The organism is Bacteroides sp. Marseille-P3684 (assembly GCF_900291465.1).
In the GTDB taxonomy this organism is placed as follows: domain Bacteria; phylum Bacteroidota; class Bacteroidia; order Bacteroidales; family Bacteroidaceae; genus Phocaeicola_A.
In genome coordinates this window covers 1,684,853-1,708,404 of record NZ_LT985808.1, presented here as the reverse complement: position 1 = coordinate 1,708,404, position 23,552 = coordinate 1,684,853, and the positions used below count along the sequence as shown (strand labels likewise).

The 23,552-nt window shown below is 50.3% G+C and carries 15 protein-coding genes (1 of these 15 cut by a window edge); 7 read left to right on the top strand and 8 right to left on the bottom strand.

Going from position 1 to position 23,552, the window contains the following annotated elements:
• Positions 1-13 precede the first annotated feature (13 nt).
• The 4 genes from C8275_RS06580 to C8275_RS06565 all read left to right on the top strand — a co-directional run bounded on the left by C8275_RS06580 (position 14) and on the right by C8275_RS06565 (position 5,375).
• Positions 14-232: a hypothetical protein gene (locus C8275_RS06580; protein WP_106484553.1), complete on the top strand. Its 219-nt coding sequence runs from the start codon at positions 14-16 to the stop codon at positions 230-232.
• Positions 233-239: 7 nt separating this feature from the next.
• Positions 240-1,508, top strand: a complete 1,269-nt coding sequence (locus tag C8275_RS06575) for a Calx-beta domain-containing protein (RefSeq protein ID WP_106484552.1) — start codon at positions 240-242, stop codon at positions 1,506-1,508.
• A gap of 626 nt (positions 1,509-2,134) precedes the next feature.
• Positions 2,135-3,541 (top strand): group II intron reverse transcriptase/maturase, encoded by a 1,407-nt coding sequence (gene ltrA / locus C8275_RS06570; protein ID WP_106484112.1) that lies wholly within the window; start codon positions 2,135-2,137, stop codon positions 3,539-3,541.
• Positions 3,542-3,719: 178 nt separating this feature from the next.
• Positions 3,720-5,375: an IS1182 family transposase gene (locus tag C8275_RS06565; RefSeq protein WP_106484551.1), complete on the top strand. Its 1,656-nt coding sequence runs from the start codon at positions 3,720-3,722 to the stop codon at positions 5,373-5,375.
• Positions 5,376-5,561: 186 nt separating this feature from the next.
• On the opposite strand, the gene C8275_RS06560 is transcribed toward C8275_RS06565, so the two are convergent.
• The 7 genes from C8275_RS06560 to C8275_RS06530 all read right to left on the bottom strand — a co-directional run bounded on the left by C8275_RS06560 (position 5,562) and on the right by C8275_RS06530 (position 18,181).
• Positions 5,562-6,548 (bottom strand): PorV/PorQ family protein, encoded by a 987-nt coding sequence (locus tag C8275_RS06560; RefSeq protein ID WP_022384672.1) that lies wholly within the window; start codon positions 6,546-6,548, stop codon positions 5,562-5,564.
• Between the two features lie 2 nt (positions 6,549-6,550).
• On the bottom strand, positions 6,551-9,361 hold the full coding sequence (locus C8275_RS06555; protein ID WP_106484550.1) for a S8 family serine peptidase: 2,811 nt from the start codon (positions 9,359-9,361) through the stop codon (positions 6,551-6,553).
• Positions 9,362-9,376: 15 nt separating this feature from the next.
• Positions 9,377-10,822, bottom strand: a complete 1,446-nt coding sequence (locus C8275_RS06550) for a BACON domain-containing protein (protein ID WP_106484549.1) — start codon at positions 10,820-10,822, stop codon at positions 9,377-9,379.
• Between the two features lie 77 nt (positions 10,823-10,899).
• Positions 10,900-12,489, bottom strand: coding sequence for a PKD-like family lipoprotein (locus C8275_RS06545; protein ID WP_157948197.1), 1,590 nt, complete (start codon positions 12,487-12,489; stop codon positions 10,900-10,902).
• Positions 12,490-12,528: 39 nt separating this feature from the next.
• On the bottom strand, positions 12,529-13,371 hold the full coding sequence (locus tag C8275_RS06540) for a DUF4843 domain-containing protein (RefSeq protein ID WP_106484547.1): 843 nt from the start codon (positions 13,369-13,371) through the stop codon (positions 12,529-12,531).
• A 40-nt stretch (positions 13,372-13,411) separates the two neighbouring features.
• On the bottom strand, positions 13,412-14,983 hold the full coding sequence (locus tag C8275_RS06535) for a RagB/SusD family nutrient uptake outer membrane protein (RefSeq protein ID WP_157948196.1): 1,572 nt from the start codon (positions 14,981-14,983) through the stop codon (positions 13,412-13,414).
• A 42-nt stretch (positions 14,984-15,025) separates the two neighbouring features.
• A complete protein-coding gene (locus C8275_RS06530) occupies positions 15,026-18,181 on the bottom strand; it encodes a SusC/RagA family TonB-linked outer membrane protein (RefSeq protein WP_106484545.1) in 3,156 nt (1,051 codons plus the stop codon).
• 1,549 nt (positions 18,182-19,730) lie between these two features.
• Between C8275_RS06530 and C8275_RS06525 the strand changes: the two genes are divergently transcribed.
• The 3 genes from C8275_RS06525 to C8275_RS06515 all read left to right on the top strand — a co-directional run bounded on the left by C8275_RS06525 (position 19,731) and on the right by C8275_RS06515 (position 23,296).
• A complete protein-coding gene (locus C8275_RS06525; RefSeq protein WP_106484544.1) occupies positions 19,731-20,024 on the top strand; it encodes a type II toxin-antitoxin system HigB family toxin in 294 nt (97 codons plus the stop codon).
• A gap of 4 nt (positions 20,025-20,028) precedes the next feature.
• Positions 20,029-20,394 carry a type II toxin-antitoxin system HigA family antitoxin gene (locus C8275_RS06520; RefSeq protein ID WP_022384681.1) on the top strand — a complete coding sequence of 122 codons (366 nt, stop codon included), beginning with the start codon at positions 20,029-20,031 and terminating at the stop codon, positions 20,392-20,394.
• Positions 20,395-20,674: 280 nt separating this feature from the next.
• Entirely contained in the window at positions 20,675-23,296 is a 2,622-nt protein-coding gene (locus C8275_RS06515; RefSeq protein ID WP_106484543.1) for a glycoside hydrolase family 2 TIM barrel-domain containing protein, read from the top strand.
• A gap of 102 nt (positions 23,297-23,398) precedes the next feature.
• On the opposite strand, the gene C8275_RS06510 is transcribed toward C8275_RS06515, so the two are convergent.
• Positions 23,399-23,552, bottom strand: the end of a protein-coding gene (locus C8275_RS06510; RefSeq protein ID WP_106484542.1) for a putative transporter. The gene runs 1,517 nt beyond the window's last position; 154 of the gene's 1,671 nt are visible here — the last part of the coding sequence; its start codon lies off the right edge, out of view; the stop codon is at positions 23,399-23,401.

The following is a 23,552-nucleotide window of genomic DNA, read 5'->3' as shown; positions in this document are numbered from 1 at the left end:
ATAAAACAAGCTTATGAAAACATCTGTCATACTGTCCTGCATCGTCCTCCTGTCTGCCGGCATGTCGCTGCTGTCAGCCTGCGAAGACATCAACGAACTGCCGCCACGCGATGAAGCGGCATCGACCAACTATAAGATTCCCGACCCGGTCCTCCTGAACGCCGAGGAAAACGCCATCGTCGACAGCATCCGTACGGAATACGAGGCCGGCATCTCCAACCCTCAAAACTGAACAGCGTATGAAACAACTCTCATTCGTGGTCTGGCTGCTCTGCCTGTTGCTGGGCACGGCATGCTCATCGGACGACAAACGTCCGGCAGACCTCCCGCAAATCAACCTGGACAAGATGCACTATGCACTGGCGAAAGGAAGCACCGAGGTGAAACTCGTGGCGGAAGAACCGACAGCAACGGAGGTGGTCATCCCGTTCACCCTCTACGGCAAGGCAGTGGAAGGGACAGACTACACGCTGTCTGCTCATGCCTTCACCTTCAAGCCCGGCGAACAGGAAGCAACGGTCACCTTCACACGCATCGAAGAGAGCATCGGCGATGAAGGGAGCGAACTGACGCTCAACCTCGACCGGCACGCCGCCCCGCAAGGCTTTGTCCTGGGACTGCTCAACTACACCGTCGTCGAGCTGATGGGGAAAAACACGGTCATTGCCTCCTTTAAAAGGAACACCGACCTCCTCACGCTGAGCGGCAACTTCAGCATCCAGCTGGAGAAGATGAGCGGTGGTGTCTACAAGACGCCTGCCGCCCTCACCTATCCCATTGAGGTCGACCCCTCTTCAACGGCTGTCGAAGGGGTACATTTCGAGTTTGTCAACGGTCCCTTCGCCAAGATACCCAAAGGGCGGTATGAAGGCAGCGTCGCGTTGCGCTTCCTGAAGCACGAACCGGGCAAGGACCGACTGGTACTCCGCCTGGGAGAGATGCCCGGCTATGGCAACGGCGGCAACCCGACAATACAAATCAATGTACAGGGAGCCTACAACATCTCCGGCACATGGGCGTTCCGGTCCATCACCAACAAGGAGTGGTGGGAGACCATGTGGTACGAGGATACCTCCAACTTCCCTACGGGAACGGAAGAGGACCAACTGGTATTCGAGGGAACGGACTACCGCTCCTACACGTTCACACCCAAGCTGTCCGGCGGCTTGAAGAACTACTTCACGGCAGCCTGCCCCGTGACCTTCCTGAACGAACGGGAAGAGCAGTTCCAGGAAATCGGCATGGGACGGGAACTTGCCAACATCGCCGTGCTGGAGTTCGACCACATCAACGTCAACTTCTCCGCGACGCAGAGCCGGATACGCAAGGCTGTCGTAGGCTTCCGCATCCTCCGCGAGACTGGTAGCCCGGACGTGCTGGAATGCACCATCTACGACTATGAACCCACGGACTTCCTGAGCGGCGTCTACGAAATGTACAAGGATTACGGGTCAGACCCCATCATGCTGGAAGCTCCGCTCCGCCTGCAGTTCGTCCGGGTAAAGTAACCCTTCCTTAAATCCCAAAAAGAGAGAAGGTGTGTCAAAAAGCGCACCTTCTTTTTTTTTAGTACGCTCGGCATGAGTGTTGTCTAACGGGTGCAAGTCCCGAGTAAGCCCTAATAGCGGGAATTACATAGCCCCAGGCAAGGGTGTTCATCGCGAGGTGAAATCTGAAGGAAGCCGTCGGCAAACATCTGGCCTAACGAACAGAAACTTCATACAAGGCATATGACCGTGGGTAAGATTGCTAAACAAATCGAAGCCCTATAGCTATTCGGAACGGTCGGTGTAGATGAAGTAGGTATAAGATGGAAAGACAACGCCCTTATCCGAGGAGGTCTCACGGACACTTCGAATAGTTTTTTTTTTTTACGAAAGAAGTGGAGTAAAGCTTGTCGTGAGAAGTCAGCAGACGCCATAGTAGTGCAGCTGTCGATAGAGTTGCATGAAGGGCAGAACCTAACAATTAAACGATAGTAATTGAAACATACCATANTGTTTTTTTTTTTACGAAAGAAGTGGAGTAAAGCTTGTCGTGAGAAGTCAGCAGACGCCATAGTAGTGCAGCTGTCGATAGAGTTGCATGAAGGGCAGAACCTAACAATTAAACGATAGTAATTGAAACATACCATATGAAGGACAGAATGCAGAAAACATTATCACGTTTTAATGGCTGCCCTCAAAGGAATAGGTCGGAAACCGAAAGATATGGGGGAGTGCAGACCTTTATGTGGATGTGTGAAGACAACATCGTGGAAGTACCATTCGACAAGGAACACCTTTTCGAGCAAATTCTCAGTCCGTCAAATCTCAACAGAGCCTACAAAACAGTGGTGAGAAACAAGGGATGTGGTGGTATCGACAAGATGTCGTGCGAGCAATTGCTCCCATGGCTCCTGACCAATAGGGAAATGCTCCTTAGTTCCTTGATGGACGGCTCTTACCGTCCGAACCCGGTAAGAAGGGTAGAAATCCCCAAAGACAATGGCAAGATGCGCCTTTTAGGTATCCCCACCGTGATAGACCGATTGGTGCAACAAGCCATAAACCAAGTGTTGACTCCCATCTATGAGAACCAATTCTCCAAGACAAGCTACGGCTTCCGTCCGAGAAGAGGATGCCATGACGCACTACGTGAAGCGCAGAGGATAATCAATGAAGGCTACGTATATGTTGTAGACCTTGACCTTGAACTCTTCTTCGACACGGTGTGCCACAGCAAGCTCATAGAAATCCTCAGCCGTACCATAAAAGACGGCAGAGTGGTCAGTCTTATACATAAGTATCTCCGTAGCGGTGTAATGAATAAAGGCTTGTTTGAAGCGAGCGAGGAAGGAACTCCCCAAGGAGGTCCGCTAAGTCCCTTGTTGAGCAACATTATGCTCAATGAACTGGACAAAGAGCTGGAACTCAGAGGCCTCCCTTTTGTGCGCTATGCGGATGACTCGATGATATTCTGCAGGTCCCGAAGGGCAGCAATGCGAGTGAAGGAGAGCATAACCCGATTTATAGAGAACAATCTATATCTCAAAGTCAACCAGGAGAAGACCGTAGTGTCGTATGTGCGCGGAGTGAAATATCTCGGCTATTCCTTTAATGTAATGAAAGGTAAATGCCAACTTACGGTACACCCGACATCCAAAGCCAAGATGAAGTCAAGACTAAAAGAACTGACAAGTCGCAGCAATGGATGGGGATATTCCAAGAGAAAGCAAAAGCTCAAAGAATACATAAGAGGATGGGTCGGCTATTATCATCTTGCCAATATGAAACGTCTTCTACTTACCACTGACGAATGGTTAAGGCGTAGAATACGTATGTGTATATGGAAAGCATGGAAGAAAGTCAAGACAAAAGTGGCAAACCTCATTAGATGCGGTATCGATAAGTACAAGGCATATGAATGGGGTAATACTCGCAAGGGCTGCTGGCGCATAGCAGACAGCCACATAATGCACAGGGCAATCACAAATGAGAACTTGCGCAAAGCAGGGTATGCTACTTTAATGGGTGAATATCTCGAATGGTACCCAAAATAGGAACCGCCGTATGCGGAACCGCATGTACGGTGGTGTGAGAGGACGGAAAACGAAAGTAGGAAGAAAACTACGTCGTTTTCCTCCTACTCGATTGCACAAAGCCCCGACTTTCACAAGCCGAGGCTTTGCTATTACCTAAAGATTTTGTATCTTTAAGCATTATAACAATAATAATCTTATGACAAAGATACATTTTCGTCCTTACATTCCCAACCAAACAGTGCTGTTTCCTCAAAGAATCGATGAGGATATTGCAAAGAACGATCCGGTACGCATGGTTGACGCTCTTGTTGAGAGCCTGAATCTGGAAGGTTTCAGGAAGTTATATAAGGAATGCGGCCGTAGCCCTTACCATCCCCGAATGATGCTCAAGGTTATCCTGTACGCCTATATGAACAACATCTACTCCTGCCGCAAGATAGAAAAACTCCTCCACCGCGACATCCATTATATATGGCTGGCCGGGTACGAGAAACCGGACTTCATTACCATCAACCGCTTCCGCAACCGTGTGAAGAAGGAAATCAACGAAGTGTTCACCCAAATCGTCCTTCTGCTTTCCGCCAAAGGGTTCATCAGCCTGAACGTGGAATATGTTGACGGAACGAAGATTGAATCCAAGGCCAACAAGTATACTTTCGTGTGGAAAAAGACCGTCGAGCGGAACCGTGAACGCCTGATGAAGAAAATCCATGTCCTGTTGGGTCAGATAGACGATGCCATCGCCCAGGAGAAATCATCGAAAAACAATGAGGAAGTTGAGTTTACCCCAGCCATGCTGACCGAAATGGCGGGCGAACTGCGCAATGCGCTTGAACAGGTTCCCGAGCCTTCCACAAAAGAGGAGAAGGCCGCACAAAGAAAGAAACGCAGGCAGCTGAAAGAACTGGAAGCGCACAGGGACAAGCTGCAGGAATACGACAATCATCTGGACACGCTGCAGGAGCGCAACTCCTATTCCAAGACGGACAAGGATGCCACTTTCATGAGGATGAAGGAGGATGCCATGCGTAACGGACAGACCAAACCCGGTTACAACCTTCAGATTGCCACCGAGAACCAGTTCATTACCGATTTTGCACTTTTTCCCAACCCTACGGACACGCTGACCATGATACCTTTCCTGCAATCCTTCTCAAACAGATACGACAGGCTGGCCCATACCGTAGTGGCTGATTCGGGCTACGGCTCCGAGGAAAATTACCGCTTCATGGCAGAAAACGGCATGGAAGCTTACGTCAAATACAATTACTTCCACATGGAGCAACGGCCGAGATTCAGACCCGACCCGTTCAAGGCTGAAAACTTCTACTACAATGAAGAACATGACTATTGCGTATGCCCCATGGGACAAAAGATGCGGAGGATAGGAAACAGACATGTGAAAACCGCATCCGGATATGTGAGCGAAAGTGCCAGATACAGGGCCGTCAGGTGCGAAGGCTGCCCGCTAAGGTGTCTATGTTTTAAAGCAAAAGGGGACAGGACGATAGAACTGAACCACAGGCTCAGGAAATACAAGCAAAAAGCCAAAGAGTTGCTCTGCTCCGAGGAAGGGCTGAAACACAGGGGACGAAGATGCATAGAACCGGAAGCCGTGTTCGGGCAGATAAAATATAATATGAACTACAAACGTTTCCGTCATTTTGGAAAGGACAAGGTCTTTATGGACTTCTCCTTCCTTGCCATTGCCTTCAATATAAAAAAGTTATGTGCAAGGATGAGAAAAGAAGGCATAGACTGGCTGATTAAACTGTTTTGTGAGCTTACAGCCGCTTTCTTCAGATGCAGGGAACACATAAATCAAAGAAATCTTCAAAATATCGCTGCTTGAAGATATCAAACTTTTCTTTTGTAATTGACGAAAAAAAGAAGGTGCATCGCTCATTGCGACACACCCTCTCTCTTTTTATGCATACAAAAGAAACAAGGAGACCGGTGAACCTCTCAGTTCACCCATCTCCTTGTTTCCTTATCAGCTGAATACGTATCGGCTATTCAACGATACGTCCACTTCAGGTCAGAAATTGTAACGAAGTCCCAGCAGCATACGACCGAAGCGGTCTCCGGCATCGGACTTGCTGGCAGCTACCTGATAGGCAGCCGACACTTCGAAACCGTACCCATCAAAGCCCAAGCCTGCCGTCAGCATCGACGGGGAATCGTCGGTGCGAATCACGCTACCGGCACGCAAAGACCATTGACGGAAGGAAGCCTCGGCACCCACATTGATGTCGGTCGTCGCCTTGGTCTCTCCAGCCTTGAGCTGATGACGGGCACCCACCGCCAACGCCGCACTCCACGAAGGAGTAAACGAGGTTGCCAGCTCCGTACCCAGTGCCAGGGTCGTAGGGAGCTTCACTTTGGCCTCCTTGCCATAGGTCAACTCCGGACCCAGATTAGAGACCTGTACCTGTGTACGCCAGTAATAGAAACGATTTCCCAAGAGCAGTTCGTCAATCCGGCTGATGCCGACAGCTGCCGCCATGGTCTCGCCCATCTGCCCGATTTGGCTGTTGACATAGGACAGCACGGCGTGTGCCGCCCAATGGCGGGAGATGGAATAGGCGTAGCCCAAGTCGATGGTGTAGTCTGCCGGCTTGATGGTGTAGTTGCGGTCGATGCCTTGCTCGCTGAAAGCTTCCAACTTCAAGCCCCCGATGTAACGGAAGCCTCCGAAGACAGCATGCCGCTCACCCAGTCTGCCTGCCAGTCCGACAGCTGTCCCCCACTGACGTCCGTCCACGCCGTCAAACTTCGAATAGCCCATAAAGGACACGGAAGCGTCCACGAGGCAGTCGGTCGAGAAGATTGCCGAGGGGTTGGTATAGATGTACATCCGTTTGGCGCGTCCCAACGAGGCATCACCCATGGCAGCACTGCGTGCGTCAGGGTTCACCGTCAACAGTTCGGGACCGCTCTGTGCCTGCACCAAGGCCGGCAGCGCAAGGGCTGCCAGCACAGGTACAAGCTTTGTCTGTTTGATGATATTCCAAAGATGGTTCATAGTCAAGCTCCTTTCATGATGGTCTGTTTATAGGTTCCGGCAGGCGAAACAACCTCCAGTTTGTACACGCCCGGTGCCAGATGGCTGACCTCGACGGGAGCCACCAGCTCGTCATTGGGCTGCAAGTCGGTGCGCATCACTTCACGACCGGAAGTTGTGCGGATGATGGCTTTCGCCCCACGGCTCTTCTCGGAGAGCTGGATGTAGAGGCGGTCATGCAACAGCGAGGGATACGTGCCGTAGACAAAAGGCTCTTCGGCAGTGGCAGCCTCGGTCACGCGGATGAGGAAGTCCTGCACCTGACGGTTGTTGCGTTCATCCCTTGCCGTGACACGTACCCGGGTCTGTCCGGCACCCAAGGGGGTCACCTTCAGCATGTCGGTAAAGACCTCGGCTTTGACAACGCCCGTCTCCATCACTTCGCAAGTATAGGTCATCTGCTGTCCCTGCGCCAGTGAGAAGTAAGGCTGCAGGAGAATGCCCTTCGGCACATCCACCGTGCGGATGGTGAAGGTCGTCGACAGCCCCGACTCGGTCTCATCTCCCGCAGGCACGATGGTGTAAGGGATTTCGATGGTCTCCTCACCGCCCAGCTCATCGCGGAAGTGCAATCCGACGGTATGTTTGCCCAACGGACGCACGGCACGGATGATGAGGCGCAGCGTGGTGCTGTCGCGCTTGAGGCTGTAGCCGTTGTCATCGCCTTCAATCTCACAGATCCAGCGGTGTCCTTCCGGTTCCACCACATGGAGGGTGAGCACGGTCGGCTTCAGGTTGCTCACTTTCACGGTATCCGTCGGCATGTTCTCGATGTACGGCAACTGGTTCGTCGTGGTTGTCTCGACAAACGTAGGCTCGGCTGTCAGTCCCCAACGGTCAGTAGGCACGATGGCGAAATGCCAGGTGACGTTTGAAGTGAGTTGCGTCACAACATGCTTCATCTCCTCACCGGCAGGCTTACCGACAGCACGGACATCCACATAACTGATGTCGTCACCGTGAACGTTCCTTGCTTTGCTGAAGTCAGCAACAGTGAAGGCTTCTTTACTATAATAAATACGGTAGAAAGCTGCGGTGCCGTCGTCTTCATCCTTGCAAATATTCCAAGTCAGTGTGACGCGATCAGTAGTCCCGACCACGGTCAATGCAGTTTTCTCCGGTGCTTTCTGCTTGTTGTCGGCCAACGCCAGTGCTGCATCGATGTAGCCTGCACCCAACTTCCCGGCAAACTCCGGATTATCGGCATCAATGTCAAAGGGACGCAAGGCGGTCAGCAACCGGTGCTTGCAATCCTCATTGGTGAAGCCCGGACCTCCCTTGGCAGACACGATCAGCGCTGCAATACCCGACACGTAGGGAGTCGCCTGTGATGTGCCCCACTTAGTCATGTATGCAGTATTGCCATTGTCTTTAGTAGGTTTCACCGTACTCAGTATATCGCCACCGGAACCTTGATACATGGCATCACCGCCGGGAGCACAGATATCAATCCAGTCACCAAAGCAGCTATACCAGGCCCGTTTCCGTTTGGGACCGAAGGAGGACACAGCCACCACCGGATCATAACCAGCAGGATAATGTTTGAGATATGCTTTCGGCTCCGTGGTGATCCAGCCGTCATTACCGGCAGCAGCAATCACGATTCCTCCCTTCATCGGAGAGTCAGGACGCTGATTGCCATTTTCGTCACAACCGGCATACTGGATGAAGTAGTCAACCGCCCGTTTGGTGAATGCCGACAAGCGTTCATAGGGATCAAACGGGTCCATCCATGAACAAGAAGCTATGACGGCACCCATATCGGCTGCATATTCAAAGGACTTACCACTGTCAGACCACTCATCACCGATATTCTGGCAGCTCATGATGCGCACACCGGTTCCCGGCTGACCGTTACCACCGGCGATACCGGCAATACCCTTGCCATTGTTTGCACGCGCACCGATGATGCCCGCACAGTGGGTACCGTGGTCATTGCTGTCCGACTCCACATCCGGCTTGTCCTCAGCAAAGTTATAGCCATAGACATCGTCCACATAGCTGTTGCCATCATCATCAACACCCGGCTGTCCGTTCAGTTCAGCCTCGTTGACCCACATGGCATCTATCAGGTCTTCATGCTTCCAATAGACCCCGTGGTCAAGTACTGCGACAATGACATTGGGTGTACCGGTTGTAATCTTCCAAGCCTCGAAAGCATTGACATCGGCTCCCGGTTCAAAATCCTTCAGTACCTTACCAGTATAATCCACCACCGTACCGTCGTTATGCAAAGCCCATTGCTGGTACAGCAGGGGGTCATTGAACGGCAGGTTCTTCGTGGCACGTGTAGCAGGTGCAGGCTGTATGGGGAGTGACTGCGGCCATGTAGCCTCCTCTTCCTGCTTCCGAGGATAGACAGCCTCCACCATTCTGATGCCGTCCTCTTTCTTCAATTGCGCAGCTGCTTCAGCCACGGGCACCGTCTTGTCAAAGCGGATGCGATAACACAGGTGCAACCCAGCTTTGCGCTGACGCGCCTCAAAACGGCCTCCAATGTGGAAGACCTGTTCCAAGCGTTCTGTACCGATAGCATCGGCAGCACGTGTAAAGACCGCCGCCGCCCTTGTGGCAGGCTGGTCGGCCATAGCTTCCAGTCGGTCGGCTAACTCTTCTGTCACCTCGATGTTCAACACACCCGGTATAGCGTCCTCTCCGATGAGCACCTGCTCCTCTCCCTGAGGAACAGGTTGCTCACTGAGCAACGTATCCGTGCATGAAGCACATGCCAGCAACGTAGTAGCCAAGCAACTATATAGAATATGTTTGCTCATGATTTGTGTACTTTATTAGTTCATGGGAAGATAACGGATAGTCAGACCTGAACGATAATAACCGACCTGAATTTCCAGCTTCTTCTCCGCATTCTGATAAATCTTTTGCAAGCCATTGGGACGCGGATTGTCTTTCACATACTCAAAGCCTTCAGTCTTCAACATTTCGGCAAATTCGTCGCTCAATTCAAAACCATTGGTATCTCCTACGGCCACCATGTTGTTTCTGCTGGCACTTGAGAAGGTAAGACCTTCCTCAATGATCTGATGTGTTTCTGCGCTCTCGGTATAGTAGTGCTCGATACCGGAAATCGTGGTCTTGTAATAGTGGTCGACTTCCGTACCCCAATCCTGATCCTTGATGAAGGCCAAGCCGGCAGCTTCCAGCTCACCTTTCACATCGGCATAAGCACGTCCGTATCCCTTACCGAAGGGGAATTCGGGGAAGCCCAGCGTATAGGAATAAGTCAGGTTGTAAGCAGCACCTTCTTTCACCATATTCAGGCGGATGGACTTGTTAGACTTCAAACCGTAGATAGCCACTTCCTCTGTGCTCTTATCCGTATTCTTCTCAAAGCCGAATGCAATCAAAGCCTCGACAAACTCATTCACCTGTCCCTTATCTTCGGGCGTGAATACTTGCGAGATGGTATTGAAGATGGTGTTATCCTCAGCCACATCATACGTCACCTTGCTGAAGCTCGGGGCAGCGGGCATGAATGTCATCAATGTCTTGCCTTGCTCCTCGGTATAGTTCAGCTGGTTGCTTCCGTTCTGTGCTTCGTAGTCAATGGCAGCACGCAGATAGTTCGAGGTTCCGGATTTCGGAATGAAGGGGATGTAAACACGTCCCATGCCTGCCTGTGTCACCGTCACTTCCAATTCGGCATTTCCATTATGCAGAATCAGCTTGGCACTGCGTACATTGCCGGTGTTGGGTTCAGCGCGGAGAGTCACCTCGTGCAGCATGTTGTCCGTTGTGAAGGTCAGCCACGGAGTTTCGTCATCCAGTTCGCAAGTCACATCGCTGGTGTTGGCAGCATACGTGAGCTTCTGCGTGCCACCCATCCGGTCGAAGCTGACTACGTCTTTATTTACAGTCAGACTTTCCTTGCCCGCATCCTGCACTACCTCGATGCTCTCTGTCAGTCCGGCGCAGACAATGATGACCTTGGCACGACGTTCAGCAGCAGTAGTATTCGTCTCTGCCGTGATGGTCAGGGTGGTGCCGTCCTCTCCCTTTTCCAAGGCAAGCCATGTGGATTCTTCGGCCGACATGGTTGTCCACGGTGCAGCCGACGAAGTGACCACTTTCACAGTCTGACTCCCCTTGTCTGCTTCGAAGGTCACCTTGTATTGCGACAGACGCAGGGTGTTCTCCTCTGTGATTAACTCCGGTTTACAGCCAGCCAGCACCAATAAGGCGGCCAGGAGGCTCAAGAAAAAAGTTTTCTTTTTCATCTCTTTGTTGGTTTAAGGTATAATTACTATTTGTTTGTCTCTTTCACTTTGTCTTGTAGTGCGTTGGAGAGCAAGGATTAATGATCCAAGAAAGGATACGATATACGATTACTGTAGACAGAAGAAACATAGTTCACCTGCTTCAGCTTGCCTTTGCCTGTCACCGTATAAACGGGAGCTCCAAAAGGCTTACCACCAATGATGTTGTAGAAGTATACCTTATAGGTATTCCCTTGCTGAGTGCCGACAATTACATAGTCAAAGTCTCTTTCGGGTCTATCTTTATCTTTCCAATACGGATTGGATACATAGGTTATGGTCTCACCGGAACCAATACCTTCCAACCGCACCTCTTCAGCCGGACGGTCTGTCACCAGGGAGTGTGCATAGAACTTATTATCTACAATGAAATAGAGATAAGGAGCACTGTTAATAGTCCCGCCGGAGTTGATGGCAAATTCTGTTGCCTGATTCAAGAGCGAGCTCTTATCAAACTTTGCAACCGAATCCAAAGTCACTGTTAAACCTGAAAAAGGTGCATCCAAGAAATAGATGTAAGAGGCTGAATTATCCTTTTCACGAAGGACTGCAAGATTGATTTCATCCTTCGCCCCTTCAGTGTGTCCCATAAACTGCATTTCATAAGGCAAATCGGTCATATCATACCCTTTGACTTCCGATGACAGTTCTGTAGGATAATAGAAATAGCTATTGTATCCTCCAAAAGACTTTGAGGCCTGATCCCAATACATGAATAGCAACCCCATCCGCTCAGCAATCACATGCGTACTTGCAGGAGGACAACCTGACACGGCATCCGAAAAAGTTCCCCGGTCAACGTACTGCCGATCTCCCTTCATTACATAGTGCACGCCCGTATTGGCAAAGAGATATACATAGAATCCCGTAGAGCGAATCACACGATAAGGAATCAAAGAGGGCTGCTCGGTGTAGAACATATATTCCTTAGGCATGATATCCAAGAAGTCTGCATAACGCACGAAGTGCATATCACCGGCATCGGTAGTTACGCAGAAGGTGTTGTCAATGGCAGGGAACTCGCGACCGACAGCCAGACTATCAGGGTCCAGGAATGCCTGTTCATAGATGATGTCCAAGTGTACAGGTTTCCCTTTGAAGCTTTCTCCCATCAGGGATTTTACGCGATCAGCATAAAACTGCGGTCTGGAATTATCGAACGAGATAGCCAGGAGGTCCATGTCGGTATTTCCCTCTTCGGTCTCTTTCAAGATAAAGAATCCGTTGGTCTCTGCCACACCGACAGAAGCCTTTGCCTGTGCCATCAGACCGGTCTTCTCTGAAAAGACCTTCAAAAGAAGGTTATAGTTACCGCTCTTCACATTCACCTGATAGTTCAGGACGGAATCCTCGCTGACCAGAAAGCCTTTCACCATGTCATCCGTCAAGGTGTTGTCCTGCTTCTGGTCGTACAGGTACCACTCATAACGGAACTTATCGTCGGCATATTGGGAATACACCGTTGGCTCAACATTCAGAGACCCCAAGGACTTGATGGAGTAGTGCTGTTTGACCCCCGCGATGTGCAGGTCGTCAATGTCAAGCTCTGCCACAGTGGACTTGTCCTCGATGCAAGCATAGAAGGTGGTCAAGAACAAGCCTAACAAGATATAAATCGTCTGTTTCATAATCATTCTTCTGTTAAATACATTTCACTCGATATGCGATTATCCCCAAGTTTTGAAGGTCACAGGAGTGCCATCTTTCTCACGGAGTACATCCTCTCCACGCGCCTTTCGTGCCTCATTCTCCTTTTCCAGCATCCCTGCCAATCGGGTCACCAGATTCTGTACATAGGCTTGACGAACTATATCAATCGTAGGAGAACCATATTGAATGATGGCTCCCAACTTTTTCAGATAATCGTCATCCCAAGGATCCTTAGTCGCTTCAATCATGAACATATGCTTCTCCGGTCCGTATGTACCAAAGAAATAGTTAACCCACAGGTTAGGCTTCACCAGCTTGTCACTGAACTTGATGGTACGTGTCTGATATTCCTTATAACCCAAATCAAAATCGTCCGAAACCTTCAACTTGAAGTTCAGGGTAACCTCCTTCGTCTTCAAGGACGTGTCGCGCAAGAGCACGATGGGCACCTTGGTACGAATGGCATTGGCAGGGAAGCGTTGCAGTTTCTTTGCTTCCGGGCTGTCAAATGCCAGGTAATGCACACCTGCTTCTGCGGTAATCGTTTTCGGAGCATCCGTAGGCTTGGGCACACTGTCCTGTGCGACACTATCCTTCGGGATAATCTGTTCCAATTCATAGTAGCGGTCATAATCCACGGATGGACCTATTAAATCGAGTGTGAACCACACCGTGTCCTGCATCACAGCTCTTCCCCGGGACATAAACGAGAAGGTTTTATTGGCTGTTTCCGACGCATTGAAACTGAGCATTCCCTTCTTCTGATTATAAAGCGGCAGTCCCTCATCCGAGCAACTTCCCAAGATTCCGGTTAAAGCCAGCAGGGCGACCAAGGAATATGTAAACTTTCTAGCATTCATATTATCAATCAGTTTTTATTGGTTCTTTCTAATCAGTCTTTCATTTGCCATTTTTCTTGGCCTCTTCCGCTTTCTTGATTTCTTCAGCCCGCTTCTGAGCATCGGCAAACGGCAATACATAGGCTTCCTTCTTGAAGTCCTTCATGCCATACAGGAAATCCTTCTCCATCGCTCTGCGCTTGTAGAAATAGAAGATGATACCTTCGCCATAGAACTCACGCATGTATTCACGGGGCAAAGCGGCTGCCACGGCATCCAGGGTGGTAAAGGCATCCGCCTGCAGGTTGACGTTGCGGGCAAGCATGTACTCCTTATACAGCCTGTTGACTTCAGCCAGGTCTGTCGATGTCTCCATCAGCATCAGGTAAAGCTCTGACAGACGCATCACCGGCACCACCTGCTGCTTGGTCTGCATCTTCAGCGTGACCTCGGCATCCTTCTCTTCCTCACTGAAATATTTCAGCAGGACAGGTACCTTGGCACCGCCACCGGTCTGTGCTACGACCTTCCAGCCTTCGAGATAGCGTTTGTCCTCGCCCACCAGCTTGTCGTCGAAAATCACATCTTTCAGAGTCTCTTCCGGCAATGTATTGATTGAGGCGCCATCCACCGTGGTCGATTTGAAGCCAAAATAACCATCGGCTGTCGACACGACTCCCGGAACACTCAGCAGGAACAAGCCCTCAGAAGGACTGCACAAGCATGCATCGGACATGTCTTTCAGCGTACTCAGTTCCACCAATGGCTTGCCTTCAGCCGTCTTGGCAGCCAGGATTTCACGGGCAATCTTTCCTGCTTCCGCCTTATTGCCTACGTAAAGCTCCATACGGGCTTGCAAAGCTCTGACAGCCCAATAGTTCAGGCGGAACTGACGGAGAACGGTATACTTCTCGTCTTTCAAGGTCACATACTCAAATCCATCTGTACCGAATTTATTCAGCTCATCAAAGTTGTACTTCAACACCGGGTCCACACCCGCCAACAGCGTACGTGCCTCGTTGAACTCTGCCCGGATGCGGTCTACGAACATCGTATAATCGCACTCCACGGGACGCGTTGTGATGTCGGACACGTCGGTGTAGTAGAGTTTGATGTCTGAGGTTGCCCCCTCAGTCGGAACAGGACCGAACAGGCGCAAGATTTCAAAGTGACACAACGCCTTCACGGCATGTGCCTCTCCGGCAATGAGCTCACGCTGCTCTTCCGTCAATACCGAAGGAACATCGTTGGTATGACGTATGATGATGTTGCACTGCACAATGTTGCGATACAGCTCCGTATAGATGTTGTCGAAGGAGTTCTTCAACGACTGCTGGCTGTAGTCGTGATGATACAGGTAGTAGTTTGAGGTGGCACGTTCCTTGTCCGGCTCCTGGTAGATATTCGCCAACACATCAGGCAGACCCATGGTCAACACGCCGCCATAAAGGCTGCTGCTGGCGAGGTTGGCATAGCAGTCCGTCAAGGCATCCTGGAAGCCCGAGTAGGTCGCAAACTGGTCCTTCTCCTCCACCACCGTGTCTTGTTTCACATCCAGCCAGTCGGAACAGCCGGTCACGGATGCTGCCAGACAAAGACTTAATACTCCGGTTATAATCTTATTGTAGTTCATAATGCTCATATTAAAGTTTTGAAATGCTCGTTTCAACAGGTATCAATAGGCAATCGTCACAGTTCCGATCACATTGCGCGCAAACGGATAGGACGTACCGCGTTCCTGCTTGATGGTCGACCAATAGGCCACGTTCGACATATTGATACTGAAATTCAAATAGTTCAACTTCGTGCGTTTCCGGAAAGCTTCCGACTCGAAACGGTAGCCCACATTCAGGCTCGACAGTTCCAATGTGCGGTCTTTCTGCACAAAACGGGAAGAGACACCCGAACTGGCGGAAGCATCAAAGTTGCGGAACTCAACGAGGTCACCGGGCTTCATCCAGCGGGCCTTCAATACACGCTCATCCACGTTGGAGTTCATGATACGGCTGACAGACACCTCCACACGGTCATGCAGGGTCTGGTTCATCTCCAAGCCGCCCCAACGGTAGGTGAACGACATATTCACATAGAAGCCTTTCCAGTAGAACTGCGAGTTGGCAATACCACGATAGAGCGGGTCACCGCTACCCAGAAAGACTTTTTCCTCGGCACGCATGACACTGGTCACATTGCCATGATTGTCTATCAGGACTTCATTACCGTAACTGGGGTCGATACCCAGAGAGCGGACTGCCCAGATAGAATTCACCGGATAGCCCTCGTACAGCAGGTTGCTGACGTCACGGCTGGAGTTCTGCAACAACCGGTTCTGCTCTTTCAAGGCTTCCGACAGCTTGCCGATCTTGTTTTTATCATATACCAATTGTACCCCGACACTCCAACGATAGTCCCGTGCATAGTTGCGCAGGATGTAACCGTTCAATGACAACTCGAAACCGGTATTCTCAATAGAGCCCACATTGCTGTCATAGCTTGTGAAACCCATGGCATTGGGCAATTCCATCTTGGAGAGCAGGTTTGTCGTGGTCTTCTTGTAGACATCAAAACGTCCGTTGATGAGGTTCTGGAAGAAGGCGAACTCTGTCCCGACGTTATATTCCCGGGTCTTTTGCCAGGTGAGCGAGGGGTTACCCCATCCCATCAGGCTGGCAGTGTTCCAGTTCAGATATTGCCGGCTGGAGTTGTAGGCATACGTCGTGATGACACTGGCCGTAGAGAAGTTCATCGTACCGGTCTCTCCTACAGAAAATCTCAGGCGCAACGTATTGAGGAAATTGGAACGCAGGAATTTTTCATTGTGCATATTCCATCCCAGACCGACACTCCAGAACGGAGCAAAGCGTTTATCGGCACCAAACTCGGACGAACCATCCAGACGATAGGAACCATCCACATAGTAACGGTTGTCATACGTGTAGTTCAAGTTGGCGGCAAAGCCCACCTGACGGCTCGTGCTTTCACCACCCGTCGGCTTCTTGTAATAATCGGAGGAAGACCACTGGGTAGCGTTTGAGATGTGACGCAGGTTCTCGTTGCTGAAGCCTTCCGCCTTCACACCCATGATGTCCGCATAGGCATCCCGTACCATGTAGTTCAAACCTACGTAAACCATGTGCTTTTCTGCCAGAATCTTGTTATAGTTGAGCGTAAAGTTGGCATCAAACGAATAGTTCTCCCGACGGGTATTGTCGTAGGTACCTTTCTTGCGCATGCCTTCCACCGAACGGTAATTCGTTCCGGTAAAAGCACCCGATTCTGCCGAAAGGAAAACATCGGTCCGGTTATAGCCTTTCGAGATGCTCAACTGTCCGCGCAAAATCAGCTCCGGCAGGATGGTCCAGTCCACAGAGAAGTTGTTGGTGAAGGTAAACGAGTTGCTGGTATCCTTGTTGTTCAGCGTGCCTTCATAGAGCGGGTTGGTCACTACCGACGAAGAACTGTGCAGCGTGGTGGGGAAATAACGCACCAGCTTGCCGTCCTTATCATACGGGGCATTGTACGGCTGCATGCTGACAAAGGTGCTGAATCCTCCATATTTACTCTCAGCAGAACTTGTGTTGGTGATGTATGAATAGTTCTGGAAACGGAAGTTCTTGACCGTATAGATTAAGGTAAGGCTATTGGAGATGGTCTGACGTTTGGAACCTTTCATGACACCGTTCACAAGGTTATAGTTGCCGTCCATACTCCAGCGGAACTCATCGCTACCGCCTTCCAAACGCAAATTGTAGCCTTGACCAATACCGTTGCGGAGCGGCTTGCTGAGCCAGTCGGTATCGGTACCTTCGAGCACCGCTTTCAGGCGTTCATTGTAATAGCTGTCATAGAGACTCTGCTGGTCCATGTCCTTTGACGACTTGTAGACGCCGACAATTTTTTCAAGCTCCAGTTTTTCTCTCGCATTCAGCATGTGGTAGGAAGACAAATCCGGGAACTCCAAATTGATGCGTGCCGTACCTTGTACCTTCAAGCGTCCGGGTGCAGGTTTCTTGGTGACAATGACGATGACACCGTTGGCACCACGTGAACCATAGATGGCAGTTGCCGAAGCATCCTTCAGGATATTGATGGATTCAATTTCGCTGTCGTTCATATCCATGAGGCGTGAGAACGGCACTTCGAAACCATCGAGCATCACCACCGGGTTATTCACGGAACTCTCCGTTGCCACACGACGGATATCGGTCGGCAGCGTGGAGGCTCCACGGATGTTCATCGTCGGGATATGGTTCGGGTCACTACCCGCCAGGTTGTTCACCGGGATATTCAGGGAAGCATCGATATTCTTCAAGGTCTGAATCAAGTTCTGACCGCGATAATTCTGCAATTGTTCCTGTGTCACCGAAGTCACGGCACCGGTGTAAGTCTCTTTGGAACGGGTAAAGATACCGGTTACCACCACATCGCCCAACTGGTTGATGTCTTCTTTCATGACGACGCTGATCTCTGACCGTTTACCAATCTGAATTTCCTCGGTCTTGATACCGATACAGGAGAACACCAGAATCTTGGCATTAGATGGTACATTCAGTACATAAGAACCGTCCAGATCAGTACGGACGCCGATTGTTGTCCCTTTCACATAAACGTTGATGCCGGGCAATGGATCGCCATTCTCATCCGTTACGACACCCTTGATTTGTTTCCGCCCGTCTTGCCATACCTTTTCTATAGAGGAAGCATGCTCTACGGCATTCGCAGCGACCAGTGCAGAAAACGGTGTAGCCAGACATAAAGACAGGCTCACCAACAGCCGGCTTCGTTCGGCCAGCTGCTTGGCAGTGGGGATGAAATTGTTTTTGTTCTTCATAACCTTTTATAGGTATTTTAATATTAGTATATTCATTTTTTTCTTAGTCAAATGAGTGCTCGCAATGCTGACACATCGACCGGCATAAGAATCTTCTAATGGAAAGCTAGCACAATTCTACGAGGCAACAAAGCTTTTTGAACTGACATTTGTGCCTTATATTCAAGGATACAATAACAAAAAGTAAGCTGTAATCGAATTAACAAACATTTACCTCCCCCCACAACTTATCATAATGACAAATCGCAGCAATTTGATTTTCTGTATATTCTTCCAATAATACATACAAGAAGGAATCCTCATGGAACAAGGATGACAATAAAAAAAGTATCATAAATTTAGTTACACAGCCATTCCTTTTCCGACAAGAAGAGTCGGGATTCCTTCCGTATATAAAGAGCTTCCGAGCCAGAAAGGGGCGTAAGTCCTCGTGCATATCCATGTACAAAAAATACGAAACAGGAGAAAACCGGAAAACTTTGGGGCATCAAAGCTGAATAATCAACATTTCAGGGGTTCTAAAAGGAAAAGAGCGTTTATCAATCTGTTTTTATGTTAAAAACGAATTTCTCATGAAGAAATATTTCATTTGCCTTTGCCCGATTTTCCGTAAAAGGAGATTTTACACGACTACCGCTAATCAACAAAAGGCTTTAAAAATGGCCAAACTTCGATAAACACAGCTCTATCTATACAGATTTATTACCATTACGTCTAAACCGCGATTGTAGCGGACCGACAGACCGGTTCGCGTTGATTCTGCCTTCCCGGATACGTAAAGGCAAATGCCTCGTCAGCGTCTGAAAAAACGGATAGAAAGCCGTGTCCTTTTTCGGGGAGGAGTGGCACGAAGCCCAACCGCCCCACCCTGCACGACCTGTCAGAATGCCACAATTTAGGCTCTTCTCCTTGACAGAATCTCTCCAAATGAACTTTCCGGCTAACTCGTACTTTTGAAAAATCAGCCAAAGTAGGCTATTTTAAGAATATTCATGCAGGATTAAGTGCATACATATTCCTTTAGGACCTCAAGTTCGCATGTTTATGCACTCAAACAATATTGTTTGAGATGTCAAACACTTGTGTTTGGTGCGTGAAACAATATTGTTTGACGACCCAAACAATATTGTTTCGTCCGCCGAACAATTTTGTTAGCACGTTCAAAGACTTCATTTAGGATTATGAATCGTTATTTTGCGTTCATTCACCTCTAGTTTGTACGACAGCGCGTACTTTTGGAAGCTATTATTTTGAACACATCTTCGGGTATATGCTGTTCATCCGTCCGTCGGGAAGCGGTATACGGCAGACAGAATCACATTCTGAGAAACAAAACGCAGCAATCTGTATTTTGTAAATCGCCCGAGAAGGCCCTTTCTACTCACCAACTCGTATTTTGGTGCGAGGAAGGGATTTTCCGGGCGGTTCATTTGACAATTTGACAAATTGACAAATCGCAATTTTCTCACACATGGTTACAAATATTGGAATACAATTTTGAATAATAGAATTATGTACCTATCTTTGTCACATGATAATCGCGTGACCCATGAGAATATTCACCGAACAAACATTGAAGGAATACGTAGAGAACCACCCGGATTCAAAGGTTGCCCTGCAAGAGTGGGCTACCATTGTGAAGAGGAGCAAGTGGACTTGCTTTGCCGACGTCAGGAAAACGTTCAACAGCGTCGACAATGTCGGCAACCAACACTATGTATTCAACATCAAAGGTAATAACTACCGCCTGGTGGCAGTGATAAAGCTTACCATTCAGTTTGTGTACATTCGATTTATTGGGACTCATAAGGAATATGACAAAATAGATTGCGCTAATATTTAGTACTATGACAAAGATAGAAAATCAAGCTCAGTACGAATGGGCTGTGAAAAGAGTGGAGGAACTCCTTCCGTTGGTGAAGGATGACACTCCTCTGAATGACCCGAACAGCATCGAGCTGGAGTTGCTCTCCAACCTTGTCGCTGACTATTCGGAAGAACATTTTGCACTGGGAGAACCGACCCTCGTAGATGTCCTTAAACTCCGGATGTATGAAATGGGGCTTAATCAAAAATCGCTTGCTAAGCTGGTCGGCGTCAGTCCATCGCGACTGAGCGACTACATGTCCGGCAAATGCGAACCGACCTTGAAGGTTGCCCGAGAGATAAGCCGGAAGCTGAATATTGATGCCAATATCGTGCTGGGGGTATGAACTCCTGCCGAACTCTTTTTCAGGCGTGATTACCCCGGTAGTCGCGCCTTTTCGTTCAGCAGCAAACATTATAAGCTATCAATCAGCCCCCCAAAAAGCCAACTTCAACACATTCCCTGATTTACGGACACAGGATTTGTAATCACTCACGAAAATGCCTATTTTTGCGACAAATACAAAGCAATCCATTACAGAATGACTCAACTTCCGCAAGCTCCAGTCGCAATCGGCAGACTATGGACTGATAAGCTGGGCAGCTGCGGGAATTAAGCAGAACATTATGAAAAACATTGCGTTAACTTTAATCTTACTGTTACTCTCTTTGCCGGGACTGGCACAGAGTGTGTCTTCTCCCCAAGAGATTTCTGTCGCCGGCTTCTTCCCCCTGGAGGGAAGCGGACGGCAAGTGTATAACTTCAATCCCGGATGGCGTTTCTACCGTGGAGATGTGAAAGGAGCCGAAGCTGCCGATTTCAACGACCGCGACTGGGAGGTGGTTTCCACTCCTCACTCCGTCCAGCTGATGCCGGCTGAGGCCAGCGGATGCCGCAACTATCAGGGCATCGCGTGGTACCGCAAGCACTTCACCGTGCCTGCCTCGCTGAAGGGAATGAACGTGACCATCCACTTCGAGGCCATCATGGGCAAGCAGAAGTTCTATGTCAACGGCCGGCTGGTCAAGGAGCACCTGGGCGGCTATCTGCCTGTCAACGTTTCACTGACCGAAGCAGGTGTGCAGGCGGGTGACTCGTGTGTCATTGCCGTGATGGCTGACAACAGCAATGACAAGACCTACCCTCCCGGCAAGACGCAGTATACGCTCGACTTCGCCTATCACGGCGGCATCTACCGGGATGTGTGGATGATCGGCAAGGCACCTGTAGCCATCACGGACGCCATCGAGGCAGGCAAGGTGGCAGGAGGCGGAGTGTTCGTCCACTTTGACAACCTGTCGGAGGAAAGTGCGGAGGTCTACGTCAACACCCATGTGAAGAACAGTGCTGCCACCTCGCGTCGGGTGACCGTCGAAACGACACTGACCGATGCAGACGGACGCCTGGTACGTCGCGTCAGCCAGAAACTGACCCTCGCTGCCGGAAAGGACGAGACTGCCATGCAGAAGCTCGTAGTGAAGCACCCCCGTCTGTGGTCGCCCGACTCACCTTATTTATATAGGGTGGAGTCACGCATCAAGAACGGCAGCCGGACCATCGACGGCGGCATGACCCGCATCGGCATCCGCTGGTTTGAGTTCAACGGCGAAAAAGGGTTCTTCCTCAACGGGAAACCTTACGGACAACTGGTGGGCGCCAACCGTCATCAGGACTTTGCCTATGTGGGAAATGCCCTGCCGAACTCCCAGCAATGGCGCGATGCCCGTCTGCTGCGTGATGCAGGATGCACCATCATCCGCGTGGCACACTATCCGCAGGACCCCTCGTTCATGGATGCGTGCGATGAGCTGGGACTGTTTGTCATCGTGGCTACGCCGGGATGGCAATATTGGAACAAGAATCCTGAATTTGCTGCACGTGTGCACGAAAACACGCGCAACATCATCCGTCGGGACCGCAACCATCCCTCGGTACTGATGTGGGAACCCATCCTGAACGAAACCTCCTATCCGCTCGACTTCGCTCTTCAGGCCCTGCAGATTACCAAGGATGAATATCCCTATCCGGGACGTCCGGTGGCTGCTGCCGACGTGCACTCTGCCGGTGTGAAAGACAACTATGACGTGGTCTATGGCTGGCCCGGCGATGACGAAAAGGCGAATGCACCCAAGCAATGCATCTTCACCCGCGAATGGGGCGAGAATGTAGACGACTGGTATGCACACAACAACAACAACCGCGCTTCCCGCAGCTGGGGAGAACGTCCGCAGAAGGTACAGGCACTGTCGCTGGCACAGACCTACGACGGGCTGTTCCGCACGACGGGCAAGTTCATCGGCGGAGCACAGTGGCATCCCTTCGACCACCAGCGCGGTTATCACCCCGACCCATACTGGGGAGGTATCTTCGACTGCTTCCGCCAGCCCAAGTATGCCTACTACATGTTCCGCAGCCAGTCGCCTGCCGACCTGAAACACCCGACGGCAGAGAGCGGACCGATGGTCTACATCATGCATGAGATGGGCCCCTTCTCCGACCCGGACGTGGTGGTGTTCAGCAACTGCGACTCCGTCCGCCTGTCAATGTACGACGGGACGAAGGAATGGATACTCCCCGTCAAACACGAGAAGGGACACCTGCCCAATGCCCCCGTGGTATTCAAAAACGTATGGGATTTCTGGGAAGCCCGCAGCCACAGCTACACCGAGCGCAACTGGCAGATGGTGAACATGTATGCCGAGGGAATCATCAACGGACGAGTGGTATGCAGCACCAAGAAGATGCCTTCACGCCGTTCTACCAAGTTGCGTCTGCGTCTGGCCGAGAAGCAGCATGACCTGATAGCCGACGGTTCGGATTTCGTGGTTGTCATTGCCGAAGTAACCGACGACCTGGGACATGTACGCCGCCTTGCCAAGGACAACATTGTCTTCCGTGTAGAAGGGGAAGGCGAGATTGTGGGCGATGCCTCCATCAATGCCAATCCACGTGCCGTGGAATGGGGTTCGGCTCCCCTGTTGGTACGTTCGACCCGTAAAGCCGGGAAAATCAAGGTATATGCGCATGTACAGTTTGAAGGTACACAGGCTCCTACCCCTACCGAACTGGAGTTTGAGAGCATTCCTGCACGCATGCCTTTCTGCTACAGCGAAGAGGAGGCTGCGGCAAAGGTCCAGACTTCACAACCCACAACCGGAACCCGCAAACAGCAGTTCACTGAAGAAGAAAAGCGCAAGATGCTGGAGGAGGTAGACCGTCAGCAGTCTGAATTCGGTATTCAGAAATAAGCGGGGCATATCCCCAATCTCTCCTGCAAACAATAAAGCGAGGCATCTGCTTTCGGGCAGAGACCTCGCTTTATTTTATTTATATCCTGATAGTGCTTTGAACTATGCAGCCATCAGCAGAATGAGCAACTGAGCAGTCAGAATACGCAGGAACATCGCCAACGGATAAACCGTGGAATAGCCTACTGAAGGGGCGTCATAGCTGCATGACTGGTTGGCATAAGCCAATGCAGGGGGGTCGGTGTTACTACCGGCA

Bases quoted from the DNA above. Each gene is read 5' to 3' on its own strand.
- C8275_RS06580 (WP_106484553.1), top strand. From the start codon at position 14: ATGAAAACATCTGTCATACTGTCCTGCATCGTCCTCCTGTCTGCCGGC.
- C8275_RS06575 (WP_106484552.1), top strand. From the start codon at position 240: ATGAAACAACTCTCATTCGTGGTCTGGCTGCTCTGCCTGTTGCTGGGC.
- ltrA (WP_106484112.1), top strand. From the start codon at position 2,135: ATGAAGGACAGAATGCAGAAAACATTATCACGTTTTAATGGCTGCCCT.
- C8275_RS06565 (WP_106484551.1), top strand. From the start codon at position 3,720: ATGACAAAGATACATTTTCGTCCTTACATTCCCAACCAAACAGTGCTG.
- C8275_RS06560 (WP_022384672.1), bottom strand. From the start codon at position 6,548: ATGAACCATCTTTGGAATATCATCAAACAGACAAAGCTTGTACCTGTG.
- C8275_RS06555 (WP_106484550.1), bottom strand. From the start codon at position 9,361: ATGAGCAAACATATTCTATATAGTTGCTTGGCTACTACGTTGCTGGCA.
- C8275_RS06550 (WP_106484549.1), bottom strand. From the start codon at position 10,822: ATGAAAAAGAAAACTTTTTTCTTGAGCCTCCTGGCCGCCTTATTGGTG.
- C8275_RS06545 (WP_157948197.1), bottom strand. From the start codon at position 12,489: ATGAAACAGACGATTTATATCTTGTTAGGCTTGTTCTTGACCACCTTC.
- C8275_RS06540 (WP_106484547.1), bottom strand. From the start codon at position 13,371: ATGAATGCTAGAAAGTTTACATATTCCTTGGTCGCCCTGCTGGCTTTA.
- C8275_RS06535 (WP_157948196.1), bottom strand. From the start codon at position 14,983: ATGAACTACAATAAGATTATAACCGGAGTATTAAGTCTTTGTCTGGCA.
- C8275_RS06530 (WP_106484545.1), bottom strand. From the start codon at position 18,181: ATGAAGAACAAAAACAATTTCATCCCCACTGCCAAGCAGCTGGCCGAA.
- C8275_RS06525 (WP_106484544.1), top strand. From the start codon at position 19,731: ATGAGAATATTCACCGAACAAACATTGAAGGAATACGTAGAGAACCAC.
- C8275_RS06520 (WP_022384681.1), top strand. From the start codon at position 20,029: ATGACAAAGATAGAAAATCAAGCTCAGTACGAATGGGCTGTGAAAAGA.
- C8275_RS06515 (WP_106484543.1), top strand. From the start codon at position 20,675: ATGAAAAACATTGCGTTAACTTTAATCTTACTGTTACTCTCTTTGCCG.